The sequence below is a fragment of the Tsuneonella sp. HG094 genome (genome assembly GCF_053819285.1).
On record NZ_JBSORA010000001.1, the window covers coordinates 1,905,798 to 1,924,617 of the forward strand.

General features: G+C 67.7%; 9 protein-coding genes. 6 read left to right on the forward strand and 3 right to left on the reverse strand.

Annotated elements, in window-relative coordinates; genetic code table 11:
- The first annotated feature begins 1 nt into the window (after position 1).
- The 6 genes from ACWPMX_RS09655 to ACWPMX_RS09680 all read left to right on the forward strand — a co-directional run bounded on the left by ACWPMX_RS09655 (position 2) and on the right by ACWPMX_RS09680 (position 16,023).
- Complete coding sequence (locus tag ACWPMX_RS09655) at positions 2 to 2,044, forward strand: CHASE2 domain-containing protein (protein WP_455699808.1); 2,043 nt, start codon at positions 2 to 4, stop codon at positions 2,042 to 2,044.
- Positions 2,031 to 2,759, forward strand: a complete 729-nt coding sequence (locus tag ACWPMX_RS09660) for a hypothetical protein (protein ID WP_455699809.1) — start codon at positions 2,031 to 2,033, stop codon at positions 2,757 to 2,759. The genes ACWPMX_RS09655 and ACWPMX_RS09660 overlap by 14 nt, the downstream gene beginning before the upstream one ends.
- A 109-nt stretch (positions 2,760 to 2,868) precedes the next feature.
- On the forward strand, positions 2,869 to 4,671 hold the full coding sequence (locus ACWPMX_RS09665; protein ID WP_455699810.1) for a ShlB/FhaC/HecB family hemolysin secretion/activation protein: 1,803 nt from the start codon (positions 2,869 to 2,871) through the stop codon (positions 4,669 to 4,671).
- Complete coding sequence (locus tag ACWPMX_RS09670) at positions 4,671 to 12,689, forward strand: beta strand repeat-containing protein (protein ID WP_455699811.1); 8,019 nt, start codon at positions 4,671 to 4,673, stop codon at positions 12,687 to 12,689. The genes ACWPMX_RS09665 and ACWPMX_RS09670 overlap by 1 nt, the downstream gene beginning before the upstream one ends.
- Complete coding sequence (locus ACWPMX_RS09675; RefSeq protein WP_455699812.1) at positions 12,686 to 14,047, forward strand: multiheme c-type cytochrome; 1,362 nt, start codon at positions 12,686 to 12,688, stop codon at positions 14,045 to 14,047. Before ACWPMX_RS09670 ends, ACWPMX_RS09675 begins: the two co-directional genes overlap by 4 nt.
- Positions 14,044 to 16,023, forward strand: a complete 1,980-nt coding sequence (locus ACWPMX_RS09680; protein WP_455699813.1) for a heme-binding protein — start codon at positions 14,044 to 14,046, stop codon at positions 16,021 to 16,023. The genes ACWPMX_RS09675 and ACWPMX_RS09680 overlap by 4 nt, the downstream gene beginning before the upstream one ends.
- A gap of 9 nt (positions 16,024 to 16,032) precedes the next feature.
- Here ACWPMX_RS09680 and ACWPMX_RS09685 read toward each other — a convergent pair whose 3' ends face one another.
- From ACWPMX_RS09685 to ACWPMX_RS09695, 3 genes are read right to left on the reverse strand one after another with little or no spacing between them, the layout of a single operon-like run.
- The gene (locus ACWPMX_RS09685; protein WP_455699814.1) at positions 16,033 to 17,361 is read right to left on the reverse strand and encodes a hypothetical protein; all 1,329 of its coding nucleotides are present in this window, start codon (positions 17,359 to 17,361) and stop codon (positions 16,033 to 16,035) included.
- A gap of 26 nt (positions 17,362 to 17,387) precedes the next feature.
- Positions 17,388 to 18,098 (reverse strand): DUF4331 family protein, encoded by a 711-nt coding sequence (locus tag ACWPMX_RS09690; RefSeq protein ID WP_455699815.1) that lies wholly within the window; start codon positions 18,096 to 18,098, stop codon positions 17,388 to 17,390.
- Entirely contained in the window at positions 18,098 to 18,763 is a 666-nt protein-coding gene (locus ACWPMX_RS09695; protein WP_455699816.1) for a hypothetical protein, read from the reverse strand. The genes ACWPMX_RS09690 and ACWPMX_RS09695 overlap by 1 nt, the downstream gene beginning before the upstream one ends.
- Positions 18,764 to 18,820: the final 57 nt, after the last annotated feature.

The following is an 18,820-nucleotide window of genomic DNA, read 5'->3' on the forward strand; positions in this document are numbered from 1 at the left end:
GGTGAGTGACAGCGTAGCCATCGACATCCTGCACCGTGGGTGGCGCAACGTGCGCGAGGCAGGGCCGCGCCGCCTCGTCCTGACGGGAGCACTCGTGCTGCTCGCGCTGTTCGTTGCGCGTTTCGGCTGGGGCATGAGCGCAGGCGGCGAGCTGCCAGTCATTAGCCCTGCCGAGCGCGCGATGTACGACCTGCGCAGCTACACGGGTGCCGACCGCGCGCGGATCGAGCAGGACCCTCGCGTGGTGCTGGTGGTCTTCGACGACCAGACTCTGGCGCAGCTCCGCAAGCGATCTCCCCTCGACCGCGGACTGTTGGCTCAGGCGTTGGCGAACCTCGACACGATGGGCGCAAAGGCTATCGGGATCGATATCCTGTTCGACCAGCCGCAAGACGAGGACGATCGGCTCGTCGAAACGCTGCGCGCCATGAAGACCCCGGTCTCGGTTGGGTATGCCGACGTCGCCACCAATGCCGGCAGCATCGAGTTCGACCAGGAGCAGTTCCTCAAGTCATTTCTCGCGAGGCTAGACGGCAGCAAAGCGAAGCCCGCAAGCGTCCGCCTCAGCGACCAGTTCGGGGTCACCCGCCTGTGGCCCGAAATCCGCTCCGACCTTCCTCCGGTATTGGGACGCCAGATGGTGAGCGATGCCGGAAGCCCGGATCGAACCCTGTCGGGATACACCGGCGCGATCGCCTATCGCCTGACGACGAGCGCGGAAGTGCCGATGTTCGCTTCGCTTCCCATCCAGTTGTTTGCCGACCCGGCGATGGCTCCAGCCCTCGCCCCCGCGATTGCCGGACGCTACGTGCTGATCGGCGGCGACATCGTCGATACCGACCGGGTGCCCACCCCCTTGAGCGAGTGGACCGGCACCAACCCTCCGCCCGGGTTGCAGGTCCATGCCGAAATGCTTGCCCAGATGCTCGACGGGAAAAGGCTCCCCAAGCCGCTTCCGCTGACCCTGTGGGCGTTCGCGCTCCTGTTCACCGTGATGGCCGTGCTGACCGGGCTGCTCGAGTGGGGCAACTGGCGGATCTACGTGCTGCTGGTGGTCCAGTTCGCCGCGATGATCGGCGCACCTTTCGTGCTCGAGTGGCGCGGGGTCGACACCTACGGATTGCCCGCAGTCGGGTGGGTCCTCGGCTGGATCCTCGCCTTCTCCGCGGTCACCTCGGCGGCCCGGACCGCCGGGGCGGTCCAGCGCAACTTCGCGCAAGGCGCCCTCGGCAAGTACCTGCCGAAGGAGATGGCCGCCGAAATCATCGAGCACCCCGAACTTCTCGCGCTCCACGGCGAGAAGCGCGATCTATGCGTCGTGTTCAGCGACCTCGAAGGCTTCACCAAGATGAGCCATGCGCTGGAGCCGGAACAGGTTGCCAAGCTGGTCAACCGGTACCTCGCGTTGCTCAGCAATGCCGTACTCGCGCACGGCGGCGTGCTCGACAAGTTCGTCGGCGACGCAGTGGTCGCGTTCTGGGGCGCGCCGATCGCGCGGGCCGACGATGCCGAACGCGCGTCGCGCGCGGCGCATGCCCTTTGGCAGGCGGGCGAAGATTTCCGTGCCGAGGTTGCCGAACTCGACCCGAACCTGCCACCGATCGGCCGCACCCGCGTGGGGGTGCATTTCGGCGAGGCGGTGGTGGGCAATTTCGGCGGCGAGAACCGGATCCAGTACACAGCGCTTGGCGACAGCATGAACACCGCCGCCAGGCTGGAGGCGGCAAACAAGAGCCTTGAGACCCAGGTCTTGGCCAGCCGCGACCTTGTCGAGCGTAGCGGGATGGACTGGTGGCGGCCGATGGGGCGGGTGATCCTGCGTGGTCGGAGTAGTCCGATCGAGGTGTTCGACATCGCGCCCGAGTGGTCTTCGGCGGACCGGATCGCGCTCGGCGAAGCGATTGCCCTCGCTTTGACCGACCGGGAGGCCGCGGCTCGGCAGATTAATGCTGTTTCGCAACGGTATGGCGCTGACATTGCGCTCACAAATTTGCTACGAAGAATCCAATCCCTGAATGAGGAGGGGGCCTATGTCGTATCCTAACAAGTCGCTCGCTTTGCTGGCCGCCGCGCTGCTTGCAGTCATGTCAATGGCGCAGGCCCACGCCGGGGTCGTCGTGTCGGTGAGCGGGCCGTCCGCCAAGACCTATCCGGTGGGCAGGAAGATCGCCCCGACCGACCGGATCGTGTTGCAGGCCGGCGATACCCTGACCGTGCTCGACGAAAAGGGCACCCGCGTGCTGCGCGGCGCCGGATCGTACACGCTGGCGACGCAAGCGAGCGAGGATCGCAGCAACGCCTTCGCGCTGCTGACCCGCCAGCGCAGCGCCGCACGGGTTCGCACGGGAGCCGTGCGCGACACGACGCTGGGGCCCGTCACCCGCCCGAACCTGTGGTATGTCGACGTGCGGCAGGCCGGGCCGATGTGCATCGCGGATGCCTCGGAGGTGCGCCTGTGGCGCCCGGCAACCGCTGGGGAACAACTCTACGCGATCGGGGTCGGAGGCGCGAAGGTTACCAGCAAGGCCAACTTCGGCGACGGCGACATGATCACCGTCTGGGACCTGGCGCAGGCGCCGATCACCGATGGCGCGACCTATGTCATCGCCGGCGGCGACGGGAAACCGAACGAAATCACTTTCCGGGTGCTCGATACGGTGCCCGCCGACGCCGAGGCGCTTGCCGCCAAACTTATCGACCTCGGCTGCACCGCGCAGCTCGATGTCCTTTCCACGGCCATGGCCTCCGCCGAAGGGTAGGAGCCGGGCTGCACGGGCCGCATCCGGGGGCAACGACCTCCACACAAGTACCAAGTCATGGCGAGCGAACGGTCAACCGGGACGCTCGCCATGCGGTGAGGAGTGAGGGATGAAGGCTTCGGCCAACGAGCGCGCGTGTGCGCGGACCGGTTATCGCACTAAGGCGCTCATAGGCGCTGCGCTGGGAGGGCTGTCGGTGCTGATGCCGCTCGCCCCCGCCGCGGCGCAGGTCGCCGGGCCGACGCGCGACGACCTCTCGGTCGGGCGCGAGACAACCCCGCCACCCACTCGCCTCAAGGTCGAGGACGGGATCGAGCGCGGTCCCTGCCCTCTCGCCGACCCCGCCTTTGCCGGCAACACGGTGAATTTCGCGAGCGTGGAATTCACCGGCCTGCCGGGCATCCCGGCGAGCGACCTCGACGGCTCTTGGCGCCCGTTTGCCGGGCGCGAGCTGCCGATCACCGCTCTGTGCGACGTGCGCGACCGCGCGGCGACCGAGCTTCGCCGTCAGGGATTCCTCGCCGCAGTCCAGATCCCGCCACAGCGAATCGACAAGGGCGGTACGGTCCGGATGGACGTGCTCGCCGCCAAGCTCGTCGAGCTACAGGTGCGCGGCGACGCCGGCGGGGCGGAAAAGCTCATCGCGGGGCATCTCGAACCGCTCACAGCGGAGACGTGGTTCAACACGCAGGATGCCGAGCGAAACCTGCTGCTGCTGCGCGACTTGCCGGGCTACGACGCACGACTGACACTGCGCTCCGCCCAGCGCGCACCGGGCGAGGTGATCGGCGACATCCAGGTCAACCGTGTGCCGGTCGAATTGGTCGTCGGCGCGCAAAACCTTGGCGCGAAGGCCACGGGGCGCGAGGGACTCTTCGCCGAGATCGCCTTCAACGGTCTCCTCGGCATGGGCGATCGCACCACTGCGAGCATCTACAACACGGTCGACTGGAGCGAACAGCGGATCATCCGGCTGAGCCACGAGCTTGCGCTCGGTACCAACGGACTGCGGCTGGGCGGCAGCGCACTATTCGGCCACAGCGAACCCGATGTCGCGGGCGGCGGGTTCGAGAGCGACACCTTCGTGGGCGAAATCCATTTGCGCGGAGCGCTCGCGCGGCGGCAGGCAAGCTCGCTGTTCGCGACCGGCGGGCTCGAGATCGTCGACCAGGAACTGACGTTCGGCACTACGCCGCTGTCCGACGATGAACTGACGGTCGCATTCGCGCGGCTCGATCACCTCGCGCTCGATCCCGGCAGCCTGTCCGGAACGGGCGGGTTCACGCCCGCAGCACCGCGCTGGCAGGCGATCTCCTCGCTCGAGGTGCGACGCGGCCTCGGCATCTTCGGGGCAAGCAAGGACTGTTCGAATCTCGCCGACTGCCTCCCGCCCAACGTCCCGATCAGCAACGTGCTTGCCGATCCGCAGGCGTTCGTGGTCCGCTTCGACGGACAGTACGAATTCCGCCCCGCCCCGATGTTGACGTTTGCAGTCGCCCCGACGGCGCAGTGGTCCGACGGGGCGCTGCTGTCCTACGAGCAGGTGAGCTTGGGCAACTACACGATCGGCCGCGGACTCGATCCCGGCATCGCGCTGGGCGATCACGCAATCGGCGCCTCGTTCGAGCTGCGCTACGGCTCGCGCACGCCGGGTCGGCAGGGCGGCATCGGGATAGAGCCGTTCGCGTTTCTCGACTGGGCCGATGCGTGGCTCGACGACGGCGGGGTCAACCCCGACCCGCGCAGCGTGCTGACCGCCGGTGGCGGCGTGCGCGGGCGCTGGGCCGACCGCTTCGATTTCGGCGTGATCTTCGCCGCCCCCCTCCAGCGCGCCGGTTACCAGCTCGAAAAGAGCGACCCGCGCGTGCTCTTCACTCTTACCGCCCGGCTGCTGCCTTGGGGAGACCGCTAATGGATCGCACGACTCCTGATCGGGCGCGTACCGCCTGCCGCCGTCCGGCCTTGCTTGCCGCATCGGCGATGGCGCTGGTATTTGCCGCCGCACCCGAACGCGCGATGGCGCAGTTCGCCGGTTCGGGCGAGGTAAAGGCCGGCGGTGCCGAGTTCGGCGGCTCGACCATCGATGTGCTGGGTCCGCGCACCGTCATCGACTGGTCTCCGACCGACACGAGTGGCCCGGCGATCATCGACTTCCTGCCGAGCGAGAATTCAGTCGCGTTTCGATCCAACCTTACCGAATACACGGTCCTCAACCGGATTCTGCCGACCACGGCGAGCATGATCGGCCTCAACGGGACGATCACCAGCACGGTTTACGACGGAGGCGAAGGCCAGCTGGCGGGCGGCAACGTGTGGTTCTACACGCCCTACGGCTTCGTGATCGGCAACGGCGCGTCGATCAGTGTCGGCGGGCTGGTGCTGACGACCGACGACATCGCCTACGGCCTGGACGGCAACAACGGCGCCATCTTCACCGACGCCAACGGCGCAATCAAGTTTGCAGGCGCGTCGGGTTCGAAGGCGCCGATCATCGTCTCGTCCGGCGCCTCGATCGTCGGCAACAATTCCGGTTCCTACATCGCGCTCGTCGCGCCGCGGATCGAGCAGCACGGGTATGTGCAGGCGGACCGCTCGATCGCCTTCGTCGCGGCCGAGGCGGCGGACATCACGATCAATGCCGGCAATTTCGACATCGCCATCACCACCGGCACGACCGACGGCGAGGGCATCGTCCACGACGGCACCACCACCGGCAGCGCCTCGACCGGATTTAGCGACAGCAAGGCCATCTCGTTCGTGGCCATTCCCAAGAACGACGCGCTGACGATGATGCTCGGCGGCTCGCTCGGCTACACGCAGGCGAGTTCGCTGTTCAGCGACGGATCGTCGATCGTCCTGACCGCGGGCGCCGCGGGCGGGCCCGACGGCAACATCCGCCTTGGCGCGGGCGAGTTTCGCAGTCCCGTATCCGCCCACGCGACGGGCGACCTAACCGTGGCGCCCGAGGTGCCGGGGCCGAATTCCGAAGGGACCAACGACACGGTCTTCCGCTCGTTCACCGATCTGGAAGGTGAAAAGTCGGTCAACCTCATCGCCGCGGGCGGCACTCGGATCCAGGCGGATTACGGCCTGAACGTCCAGTCCGGCAACGACCAAGCGGCGGGCGTGATCTCGATCGAAGCGCAGGGCGGCGGCGGGCTGCTGCCCGCGGGCGAGATCGACGCGGGCCAGTTCCTCGACGCGGGCGCCAATCACGAGGGTGGAGCCAGCGAGGACGGCGAGACGGGGCTTGCTGGGCAGGGCGGTACCATATCGCTGCACGCAGTTGGCGGCTCGATCGCCGCGGACAGCATTTACCTGTCGGCGGAAGGGCGCGGCGGTTTTGGCTATGTCCAGGGCGGCGACGGGACCGGCGGCACGATCGATGTCGCAGCGGGGTTCGGCGGCTCCATCACGACCAACTACCTGTCGGCCTATGCAGACGCCGACGGCGGTCCCGGCTACGACTTCCGGGGCGAAGAATTCATCCCCGGTTTTGGCGGCGTTGGTAGCGGCGGCACGGTCACCCTCAGCGACAGCCTGGGCGACCCGGATACCGACCCGCTCGGTGGCCGCATTGCGGTCAACTTCCTGAGCCTCGACGCTTCGGCGATCGGCGGCAACAGCGCCAGCTTCGGCTCCGGCAGGGGCGGCGACGCTTTCGGCGGCACGATCGACATCGTGTTCGACCGGCAGGACCAGACCATCGGATCGCTCTACGCTTATGCCACCGCGCAGGACGGCGACTCCGCCTACGACCCGATCGGCGGCGACATCACCCTGGCCGTCGGCGGCGGCATTTCGGTGGATATGGACTATCTCTACGCCAGCGCGAGTGCCTATGCCGGGATCAACGGCCCGACAGGCGCATTCGCGCGGGGCGGCACGATCGCGATCTCGGCAATCGAGGGCGCGTCGCTCAGCGTGCTCTATTCGCTCGATCTGCAGGCGCGAGGGGAGACCGCATATTTCTTCAATGGCCAGCCCGACAGTTCCGCCGATGTGACCGGCGGCGACGTTTCGCTCACTGCGGACGGTGGCAGCATCGACGCGGCATACATCGACGTCGACGTGGGGGCGGACAACGTCGGCGCGGCGACCCGCGCCGGGTTCGCGCATGGCGGGACGATCACCGTCTCCGCAGCGAACGGCGGCACCGTCGGTACACGCGCACAGGATAGCGAAGGCACGCCGTCGTTCCGCCTCGAAGCCGAGGCCTATTCGGGCGCGGGCGACGCCGTGGGCGAATCGCGCGGCGGGGCGATCACGCTTTCGGCGCTCAGCGGCGGCGCGATCGTGGCACCGTTCATCGGCATCGAACTCGACGCATCGGGCGAGACCGGTATCGTCAGCGAGAACGGCGCGAAGGGCGCCGACGCGTTCGGCGGCACAATCAACATCGACGCCATCGGCGGCACGATCGGCGCGCCGATCGAGGCCTGGGTGGACGGCGAAGGCGGCGAGGCCGACAACGATGCGGGATCGGGCACCGGTGGCACGATCACAGTGCGCGTGCTCGAAAGTGGCGAGTTGTCGGGGACGCTCGATGCCAGCGCGCTGGGTCGCGGCGGCCAGTCCTTCATCGCCGGACGTGGGGGCGATGGCACCGGTGGCCACCTCTCGTACCTGACAGACGCAACCGCCAATCTCCCCGCCTTCTCGCTGCGATTCGACGGCTACGGCGAAGGCGGCACCGCCCTCGATGGAATCGGTGGCAGTGGGACCGGAGGAACGACGCAGATCGACATCTTGGGCGGCGAGCTGACGTGGGACAACGTTTTGCTGTTCACCTATGCGACCGGCGCCGAAAGCCTTGGCGCCGGATCGGTGGCGGGATCGGCATTCGCCGGTGGCGGCAGCACCGCGTTCCACGTCGGCGAAGGGGCTTCGCTTACGATCACCAACGGGCTAACGATCGACGCGACGGCTGCCGCCGGATACAACGGCGGCGCGAACGAGGCGGTCGGTGGAACGATCGACGTGCTGGTCGACGGCGGCGCAGCACTGACGCTCGGATATCTCCAGGCAAACGCCAGCGCGGACCTGCTCTCGCGGTTCTATGATCCGACCATCGCCGACACCACACCCACCGCGCGTGGCGGTTCGATTATCATCGCCGCCGATGGGGGAAGCATTTCGGTCCCCTATCTCGCGGCATCCGCCACCGGTCAGACCGCAGGGGCGCTGACCGTGGCAGGCGAGGCGCGCGGCGGCACAGTCGCGGTCGGCGCAGCCAATGGCGGCGCACTGCGGATCGAAGGCCAATCGGAAGGCGTCGGCCTATTCATCGACGCAACCGGCTTCGGCGCCGACGGCCCTTCGGCCGCCAACGCTTTCGGGGGTACGGCCACGCTGTTCGCGCGTGGCGGCACGGTGGTGTCCCCCTACCATCTCGATCTTTATGCCGATGCAACAGGGGGTTCGTTCAACGGCTATTTCAGCGAATACGGTGTCGACACCACCGGCTTCGACGCGACCGGCGGCACTGCCTCGATCGAGCTGTCGGGGGCGCTCGGTTCGATCGACCTCCCTTCGGCAACGCTCTCGGCGCAGGGCTTCGCCAACTACTTTGTGGTCGGTGGTAACGGCGGGGTCGGAACCGGGGGCACCGCCCTTATCGACATGTCGGGCGGCACGTTCACCGTCGGCGATTATCTCGACCTGCTGGCGTCCGGTTTCGGAGGATATGCCAGTTCCAACCCGGGCCCGGACCCCTTCACCAGCGGCGACGGCGTCGGCGGGGCCGCGACGTTCCTGCTAACGGGCGGCAGGGTCATCGTCCCGAGCCTGAGCATAGAGGCCAGCGGCTTCGGGGCGTACGCCGTCAGCGGCATTCCCGACGAGACGCTGGCCTTTGCCGGACACGGCTATGGCGGCAACGCGACTTTCAGCGCCAGCGGCGGCACTCTCGATAACACCGGTTATGGCGTGGAGAGCGGGTTCTCGATCAGCGCCAACGGCTTTGGCGGCGGTGGTTCGTACAACCCCTCCGAAGTCGGCGCGGGCGGCGCGGGCGGCTTCGGCGCGGGCGGGTCTGCGCTGTTCGAGGCACCAGCAGGCAGCACGGCCTCACTCGCCATTGGCGGATCGATCAACGTCAACGCCAACGGTTTCGGCGGATACGCGGGTGGGTCCTCCAGCGGCGAATTCGGTCCCGGGGGCGACGGGTTCGGCGGCGATGCATTCGTCGCGCTCGCCGACATCCCGTTCGCATTCGGCGACGTCTTTATCAGCGGATCGGGGTATGGCGGGCCCGAGGGTTCGTTCGGGCAGGGCTTTTCCTTCTCGCCCGGTCAGGTTGGAAGCGGCACGGGTAACGGGGGCAGTGCGGGCTTTGAGCTAATCGACAGCGGCACGGTTACGGCTGCTCGCTCGCTCGGGCGCCTCGAAGTTCTGGCGCGAGGCACGGACTACACCGGTACAATGCCCAACGGCGACGGCGGGGCGACAAGCTTCGTCGCCGAAGTCGGCGGCGCGGGCGCGGCTCTCGGCATCACCGGAGACCTGCTGCTCGATGCGAGCGGCGCGACCGCGCCCGCGGGCAACGGCTTCACCGGCTCGATCGCCGGTGCGCCCGTCACTGTCGGCGGCACCGCGACTATCCTGACCCCGCGCGACGCGGTGCTCGCGATCACGGCGCCCGGTGCGCTCGACGTGACCGGCAATCTGACAATTACGGTCGGCCGCACGTTCGCCAACACCGGCCCGATCTCGACCCTCGGCAATGCGAGCGTGATCGCCGACCTCGGCATAAACATGACCCACCTTTCGGCTGCGGGATCCACCCTTCTGCAGGCACTGAGCGGACCGGTCATCGTCAGCACCGACCTGCGTTCGGGCGGGCTGGTGACGGTTTACGGCGCGACGGTGAACCTCAAGTCGCTGGGTGCACTGTCGTTCGCCGATGCCGACGCGATCGCCGGCAGCCTCTCGATCGAAACCGAGGATGACCTGAATCTCGCTTCCGTCGATGCGGCGGGTGCGGTCACGCTCATCAGCAACAGCGGCACGGTGCACAATACCGGCGCGGTCAACGGTACCGACCTGACCTTCATCGCCGGGGTCGACGTGATTTCGGACACCGCGATCGCGGCTAACGGCAACCTGACCGTGGACGCAGGCGGGGTTTTCTCGACCCCCGACGGCAGTGCGAGCGCATCCGGAAATGTCAGTTTGTCGGCCGACCTCGGCCTCGACCTCGCGAGCGTCGTCTCGGGTGGCACCACGCTGCTGCGCGCGGACCAAGGCAATATCGCGGTAGCCAGCCTGACTTCGGCAGGTGCCGTCACCGCGAGCGGCGAGGACGTGTCGATCGTCTCGCCCGGCGCGCTCACATTCACGAGCGCAACCGCCACGGCAGGCAACCTGTTCGTCCGCACGGCCGGGAACCTCGCATTCGGCGGCGCTACCGCAAGCGGCAACATCGCTCTCACCAGCACCGGCGGTTCGCTGACGGGCACCGGCCCGGTCGTCGCGGGCGGCCGGATCTCTGCCAATGGCCAGACCGGCATTTCCTTCGGCACGCTGACCAGCGGCTCGACGACCGACCTGTTCACGGTGAGCGGCCCGGTCATCGTGACCAACCTCAACTCGGTTGGCCTCGTCAGCGTCGAAGGGACCGCAGTCGAAATCGGCTCGACCGGCGCGCTCACCTTCGCCGAACTCGATGCGACCGCGGGCAACGTGCGGGTGCAGACGGCAGGCAACCTCGGCGTCGGCACAGTCAACGCGACCGGGTCGATCGCGCTGATCAGCACCGGCGGCGCGCTCGCGGCGAGCGGCGCTCTGAACGGCGTAGGCATCAGCCTATCTTCGTTCGCGAACCTGACGCTCGGAAACGCGCTGACCACCAGCGGAGCGATCAGCCTGACCAGCACCAACGGCTCGGTCTCGGCTGCGAGCCCGGTCAGCGCAGGCGGCACCCTTGCGGTGTCCGGCCAGACCGGCGTGACGCTCGGAACCGCATCGAGCGGCGCCACGACGACGCTGACCGCCGCCAACGGGGCGGTATCGGTCAACAACCTCGCCTCGAGCGGCCCCGTCACCGCAAGCGGGCGCTCGGTGAGCGTCGGATCTACCGGGGCGCTGACTTTCGCCGATCTCGACGCGACCGCGGGTAATCTGGCGGTGCAGACCGCGAGCAACCTTGCGGTCAATACGGTCGATGCGACCGGTTCGGTCACGCTCACCAGCACCGGCGGCGCGCTATCGGTGGGCGGTGCGATCAACGGCAATGGCATTGCCCTGAGTTCGCTGGCGAACCTGTCGCTCGGCAATGCGCTCGCCACGACCGGCGCACTGGGCCTGACCAGTACGGGCGGTTCAGTCACCGCTACCAGCCCGCTGAGCGCCGGCAGTACCCTCACCGTCTCGGGCCAAGCGGGCATCTCGCTCGGCACCGCATCGAGCGGCAGCACGACCCTGCTCACCGCGACCAACGGCGCAATCGCGGTCACCAACCTTGCCTCGGCAGGCGCGGTCACGGCGAGCGGCCGTTCGATCGATCTCGGCTCGACCGGCGCGCTGACAGTGGCGAGCGCGCAGGCGGCCGCGGGCAACCTCGCGATCTCGACCGCGCAAGGGCTCACGGTCGGCACCGCCTCGGGGACCGGCACGGTGGGGCTGTCGGCAGGCGGCGCTCTGGCGACCACGGGCGCTGTCTCGGGCGCGGGCGTCACGCTGTCCGGCGCGACCGTCACCACGGGCGCCACGGTCACATCCTCGGGCGCCCTTGCGTTGACCGCGCAGCAGTTGCTTACCGTGAACGCCGCGGCGACCGGCACCGCCATCACCGCGACCGCTGGGGACATCGCCATCGGCAGCGGCGGGCGGCTCGGTACCCGCGGGACGACGCAGACGCTGCGCATCACCAATCAGAGTGCGAATGCGCCGATCAACCTCGGCGGCGCGGGCACCACTGGTCAGTTCAGCCTCGACCAGGCAGAGGCGGCACGGCTCTTCGCCGAGCAGTCGATCACGATCGCCGGCCGTTCGAGCGAAGGCGGCGGCGCTCCGATCACGATCGGCACTCTCGCCATGTCGTTCGGCACCGCGAGCACCGCCAACATCGGCAGCGGCGGCACGCTGAAGGTCGATACCGCGGGCATGGTGACGGTGAACGGGGCGGTCACCCTGACCACCTCGTCGGCGACGGACACGTTCTCGATCGATCCGACCCGAATCAACGTGGTCGGGGGGCCGGGGTCGATCTCCCTGCTGGGGAGCGCGGGCACTCCGCTCGGAACACTGGTCCTCGAAGGCGGGACGATCGCGGTGGCCGAACAGTCGATCCTCGACGCGATCGGCTCGAACACCGACTTTGCCGCGCTCAAGACCATGCTCGACCGGCCGACCGCCACATCTTCGGATACCGGATTCATCCGCGCGGGTTCGATCGACGTTACCGCGACCGACGCGCTCTATATCCAGAACACGGGTTCCAGCTCGGCAACGACCGCGCGGCGCGGGTTTACCGCCAGTGCGTTCAACATCGATACCGGCTCTGCCGCGACCAAGATCGCAATCAACGGCGTGATCCTCGGCGCGACGGGTACGCTGACCGGGCGACTCGCGATCGACGCGATCACGATCAACGGTCAGGCTGCCGCGCGCGGAGGGTCTTTCGACTCGCTTTCGACGATCAACGGCTGCCTGATCGGCTCTTCGTGCGGGACCGCGAACGGCCCGACGAGGTCCGACCTCTACATTCCGGTCGGGGGGGAAGAAGGCCAGAACAGCCCGCAGGACGGAGGCATTCCGGGCTACATCGGCAATCTCGTGATCCTCTCCGACACCGAGCCCCTGATTACCCCGCCGCTGGTCGACGAGCCGATCACGGGCGTTGGAAATGACGATCTGTGGCAGGTGCATTGTGACGCCGAAGAGGGTAAAGCTGGTTGTCCCACCGGGAAGGGGGAGAACGACGAGTGAACGCAGAAGCGGTTAGGGGTCCGCTTTCAGCCATCCTGACGGCACTGGCGCTTGTCGTCGGAACGCTTGCGGCTGGGGCGGCCTATGCAGCTGGCGGCCAGTACCTCGGCGTTGCGACCTGTGCCGGATCGACGTGCCATGGACGTGCCGAAGGTAACGGTGCCGTCGTGCGGCAGGACGAGATCGCCACCTGGCAGGAACCGAGCAGCCCGAGCGGCTCACACAGCCGGGCCTACGCCGTGCTCAGCTCGCTGCGCGGACGCCAGATCGGCGCCACGCTCGGGATCGAGCCGACCGGATCGGGCGAATGCCTGCAATGCCACGCCACCCCTGCCCCGGCAGGCACGCGCGCGGCCCGTTTCCAGCTTTCCGACGGTGTGGGATGCGAAGGCTGCCACGGTCCCGCCGACCGCTGGCTCGCCACGCACTACACCGTGCAAGGCAACCACGCGAGCAACGTCGCGGCCGGCATGGTGCCGCTCGAGAACCCGCAGGTTCGCGCGCGGATATGTCTCGATTGCCACTTTGCCGGCTCCGAAGCGGGCCAGTTCGTCACCCACCGGGTGATGGCCGCAGGCCATCCGCGCCTGTCGTTCGAACTCGACCTCTTTTCCGCGCTCCAGCAGCACCACGATGCCGACGCCGACTACATCCGGCGCAAGGGCGACCTGTCCAGCGTGCGCCTGTGGGCCGTCGGCCAAGCCGAAGCAGTGCGCCGCGAGATGGCTGTTTTCCGCGATCCGGCGCGCGGTACGCAGGGGCTCTATCCCGAATTCTTCTTCTTCGACTGCCATAGCTGCCACCGCCAGATCACGGACGGACCGCAGCGGCGGCTGACGTTCGAGACGAACCCCGGTCGCCCGATCGGGTTCGCCACTCCGCCCTTCAACGACGAGAACATGATCATGCTCTCCGTCGCCGCGCGCACGCTGGCGCCGGGCCAGGGCGCGGCGTTCGACAGCGCTGTCGCCGCCTTCCACCAGGCAATGGGAAAAGGCCGGGGCGAGACGGTCGCGGCTTCGCAGCGGCTCGAGCTCGCGGCGGGCGCACTGTCCGATGCATTGTCGAAGCGCGGCTACGACGGCGGTGACGCATTCCGCGTTATCGGGGCGATCGCCGACCGGACCACATCTCCCCGCTTCACCGACTATGCCGGGTCGGCGCAAGCGGTGATGGCGGTGGATACGCTGCTCAACGCGATGGTCCGCGAAGGCCGCATCACGGTGGGCGCCGCGGCGGGTATCCGAACCTCGATAGACCGCGCCTATGCCGCGGTCGACAGCCCGGAAAGCTACAGCCCCGCGGGATTCCGTACGGCGCTCGGCCAGGCGGCCCGCAGTATCGGGGCGCTGCAATGAAAGCTTCGCCGCGGGTTTCCGCGCTGACGATCGCACTGCTGCTGCTCGGTTCGTGCGGAGGCGGCGGCAGCAGCAGTTCGGGTGGCGGCGGGTCGGCTGCGCCCGCGCCGACTCCTTCGGCAAGCCCGGTGGCGGTCTACACGGCACCCGCGCTCGAATCTCTGGCAGTCGCCGACGTCCAGCGCATTATCGCGCAGGCCGCAGGCGAAGCCGAGGCGCGCAGAAAGCCGGCGACGATCGCGGTGACCGACCGGGTCGGTAACGTGCTCGGCGTGTTCGTGATGAACGGCACGGTCAACCGCGTGCTGACCAGCCGCCTGACCGCACTCGGCCAGCTCAACGATGTCGACGTCAATCTGCAAGGGACCAACGCCGACGCCGTGATCGCTTCGATCTCGAAGGCACTTACCGGGGCCTACCTGTCGTCGAGTGGCAACGCGTTCTCGACCCGCACGGCGAGCATGATCGTGCAGGCGAATTTTCCCCCGTCTCCCATCACCGTCGGTATCGAGAGCGGGCCGCTGTTCGGCGTGCAGTTCAGCCAGCTTCCATGCTCGGACCTCAATACGCGGTTCGTCGCGGGCGGAGGCTCCACAGCTTTCATCGGCCCAAAGCGCGCGCCGTTGGGGCTGGCCGCCGACCCTGGCGGGTTCCCGCTCTACAAGAACGGGGTGGTAGTAGGCGGCATCGGAGTGGTTGCCGAGCCCGACTACGCATTCGACAGCAACGTCACCGATCTGCTGATCGACGACGAGGAGGCGATCGCGCTCGCGGGGCTACAGGGGTTCGCCGCACCCGATCCGGTTACCGCGGACAAGATCACCGTCGACGGCACCTCGCTGCGCTACAGCGACATGCGCACCGCTGACCTTGCGCCGCTGAAGACCAACTTTGCCGCGATCAACGGCTCCATCGGCCTCCTGGTCGGGGTGACAGGGTACAACACCAACGCGATCGTCGCCGGCACGCCCTACGGCACCGAAGCGAGCGGCTATCGCCAGCGCACCGTGGCCGACTTCGCCTATCCCGATGCCTACGTCCTCAGCAACGGTAGCGGCGCAAACCGCTATCCGATCCGAGGCGGGACCGATGCGGGCAGCGTGACGCAGCCGCTTTCGTCCGAAGAGTCGCGCGCTGTGCTGGAGGAGGCGTACCGGATCATGAGCCGTGCGCGGGCGCAGATCCGCCGACCGCTCGACAGCCGCGCCCAAGTGACGATCAGCCTCGTCGATACCAACGGTAGCGTACTCGGTATCGTGCGCGCACCCGACGCGCCCATCTTTGGCACCGACGTCTCGCTGCAGAAGGCGCGCACAGTGGCGTTTTTCTCCGGCCCGTTCGCCGCGCAGCAGTTGCTCGACACTATCGACGCGGAAGTGGCCGGTTACGTCGCGCGAAGCCGCAGGTTCTTCAACGACAGCTCCGCGCTGACCGGCAAGTGGGCATTCGGCGCACGCTCGATCGGCAACATCGCGCGGCCCCATTTTCCCGATGGCGAAAAGGACCGGCCAGAGGGCCCGCTGAGCCGCCCGATCGAGGACTTCAACCCGTTCGCCACCGGCCTGCAGGTCGCCCTCATCAAATCGAACGTACTGCAGCACGCGCTGTTCACCGAAGGCAAGCCGTTTGGCGATACCGCGCAGCAGTGCACCCAGATGCCCGCCGCGCCGAACGGACAGAAGCGGCTCGCCAACGGGATCCAGATCTTCTCGGGCGGTGTACCGATCTATCGCGGATCTCAACTTGTCGGGGCGATCGGCGTCTCGGGCGACGGTATCGACCAAGACGACATGATCAGCTTCCTCGGCGTGCACAACGGAGCAGCGCGGGTGGGCGGGATCTCCAACGCCGCGCCGAGTATCCGCGCGGACCAGATCGTGATCCCCGTCGGCGCTGGGGTCCGCCTGCGCTACGTCAACTGCCCCTTTGCGCCGTTCCTTGATACGAACGACCAGAACGTCTGCCAGGGATTGTAGGCGGCCGGCTCAATCCTGCCGGAAGTGGACGAATGCCTGCCTGGGGTGCTCGACCCGAGGGTTGATTGCCAGCGCCTCCTTGCGCGATTGCGCCGCCTCGTCGGGACGGCCGAGCGCTTTCAGCGCGTCGGCCTTTGCGAGCAGCAGGCTGGCCGAACGAAAGCCCGCGCGCTCACCATGCTCCACGATTTCGACGATGCGCTCAGGCCGGTTCGCCATATCGAGCACAAAGGAAAAATCCGTCATCGGCTGCAGGTACGGGCGCCGCTGGTAGTCGCCGCCCGCAACCTTCAGTGCACGGTCAATCTCGCCCGACAGCGCGAGGTGCTCGGCGAAGTGGCTGGCGTAGGTGTCGGGCAGCAACGCGACGCGCGTGTCCCAGCCCTTGCGCGCTTCGGCGAGATAGCGCTGCACAGCTGCCGAGTCGCCGCGCTCCTCGGCCAGCACGACCAGCGCGCCGTAAACGTCGGGGTTACCTGTTCGCTCGGCAATCTTGCGATAGGCCGCCTCTGCCCCCGCGACGTCCCCCTCGAGTGCCATCGACTGGGCGACGAAGGCCTCCGCCAACCAGTAACCGGGAAATCGCCGATCGGCGGCACGGGCCCACTTGCCCGCCGCCTGCCAGTCGCCAGTCGCGAGCGCGATCGCCGTCCGCTGGAGCATCAGCGCGCAGAGCTGGTACGGCGTCTGGAGCGGTTGGCGCAAGGCGCTCTCGACGATCCCGGCCGCAATCGCCGGGTCCCCGCTGGCGAGCGCCAAGTTGGCCCGGCGCAGGTCGATCCCCAGCGTGCCGTTCGTTGTGCAAAGCCGCACCGCGCCGGCAAGGTCTCCGCGCTCGAACGCCACCTCGCAGCGCATTCCCTGCGCTTCGGCGGTCTCGAGCGGGCTCGACGGCACGACGCCCGCATCGAACCGGGCGAGCGCCGCATCGACCCCCGCCAGATCGTGAACGATCAGCGCCGCACCGGCGCGTGACAACATCGGACCGGAGGGCCAGTCGGCACCAGCAACGGCATCGTCGAGCAAGTCGTTGGCGGCCTTGAGGTCGGAGGCATCAGCGGTCAGTCGTGCCCGCGACAGCAGCGCGCGTGCCAGCCCCTCCATCCGCAGCCAGCTATGGGGCTCGCCCTGCAACAGGTAACGTTTGGCTGAGACATTGGCATCGGCCTGCGCCAGCGCTTCGGCGAAGGTGGCCGGTCCGTATCCCGCAATGATCGTGTCGGGCTCGATCGGCGCGAGCTCAACGGCGCCGGGACGACCGTTGAAGTATTCCGCTGCAGCGACGCCCGCGAGCACCAGCGCAGCCGCGAACGCCCAGCCGATCCCCCGCGAGGCCATCCGACCCGCGTCGTCGCGGGACCCGGTCAGCTCCGCGTAGCGCAAATGTCGAGACCGAGGTTGGTCAGGTCGTCCCCGATCGCGTTCATGAACAGTTGCAGGCCCGCCACCTCTTCGGCGCGGAACTGTCCGGCGATGTCGGCCGATTGCGATGCGTCGTTGTAGGTAATCCGCGCCGAAGAACCGACGAGAATGGTCGCAACCGCCGGATTCCCCATTCGATCGACCGAGGTGTAGGCCGAATCGGGATCGGTCCGGAAATCGAACTGCGTGCCCGTCGTCGCCGCAAGGATCGGGGTCCCGGTCGGCGTGGCGAGAAACGGAAACGTCGTGGTGGGTGCCGGGAGACTTCGCGGCGGATTGAGCGGCAGGTTCGCAAACGTCCGCAGGCTCTGACCGCTTTCGGTCAAGTCGAGGAACAGCATCGCCACCATGATGTCGACCACCTGATCGTCGGGAATGCGCCCGTTGGGAAACCCTGCGGTCCGCGACATGTCGAGGTTGAGCGCATCGGGCGTGGCGAGCAGGCCGCGCACGGTGATGTTGTTGCCGGGCACTGACTGGGTAAAGCACGGCTCCACGTTGTAGGTGAAGGTGCCCTGCCCTCCGCCGCCGATTGTCGGGGTCGGCGTGGGTGCCGGCGCGGGCGTAGCGGTCGGAGCGGGGCTGCCACCACCTCCGCACCCGGCAAGGAGGGCGATGGCCGCGGCGGCGGCGAGCAGGCGAGACATTCGCATCAGATCTGCCCTCCGATGCGGCCGGACGTCGCCCATACCTTGATGACCCCGGTACCGTTCGCGACTCGGGCTTGCGGCATCGACAGCACGAATGCGGTGTCGTTTTGCGTGTGGAAGAAATCGCGCGTGTTGTTGAACCGCACCTGCCCCGACGGCCGGATCTCGCGGAAACCCTGCAGATCGAACGTAAATGGATCGTCGAACAGGCCTGCCCGGGCCATGACGCCATCTTTGGTGAGTGTCGTCTCGACGGGCCCTTCGATTGTGCCGGATACGCCGGGGACACCCTCAAATCGCACCCCGAACTCATTGGCCCGCTGACCTGGCGCGAAGCGCACGCGGATGGTGATTTCCGCTGTATCGTCGGGCGCGACGGTCGAAATATTGAGCCTGTACAAAACGTTGCGGTCGTAGAACGCCGGCGCGGTATTGACGTTCGGCCCGGCGAAGGTAACCGCCAGGTTCAGCCGCCCCTCCCGGTGCCAGGCATAGACGTCGGCGATGTCCGCCGGCAGGTCGGGGTTTGAATCGACGAGCGGATCGGTCCGGCCGGGGGGGTCGAAATGGTCGGCGGCGCTGGCGCCAGCGCCGGTCAAGTACAGCGCGCCAGCCCCGGCAAGCGCCAAGGCACCATCAGCCAACGCGGCCAATTGCCACTTTGCCATCGACGAATCTCCCTCGCAGTAACTCGGCGCCCGTTCATCGAAGTCGGACTATTCTGT

Coding starts and splice junctions, on each gene's coding strand:
- ACWPMX_RS09660 (WP_455699809.1), top strand. CDS start 2,031: ATGTCGTATCCTAACAAGTCGCTCGCTTTGCTGGCCGCCGCGCTGCTT.
- ACWPMX_RS09665 (WP_455699810.1), top strand. CDS start 2,869: ATGAAGGCTTCGGCCAACGAGCGCGCGTGTGCGCGGACCGGTTATCGC.
- ACWPMX_RS09670 (WP_455699811.1), top strand. CDS start 4,671: ATGGATCGCACGACTCCTGATCGGGCGCGTACCGCCTGCCGCCGTCCG.
- ACWPMX_RS09680 (WP_455699813.1), top strand. CDS start 14,044: ATGAAAGCTTCGCCGCGGGTTTCCGCGCTGACGATCGCACTGCTGCTG.
- ACWPMX_RS09685 (WP_455699814.1), bottom strand. CDS start 17,361: ATGGCCTCGCGGGGGATCGGCTGGGCGTTCGCGGCTGCGCTGGTGCTC.
- ACWPMX_RS09690 (WP_455699815.1), bottom strand. CDS start 18,098: ATGCGAATGTCTCGCCTGCTCGCCGCCGCCGCGGCCATCGCCCTCCTT.
- ACWPMX_RS09695 (WP_455699816.1), bottom strand. CDS start 18,763: ATGGCAAAGTGGCAATTGGCCGCGTTGGCTGATGGTGCCTTGGCGCTT.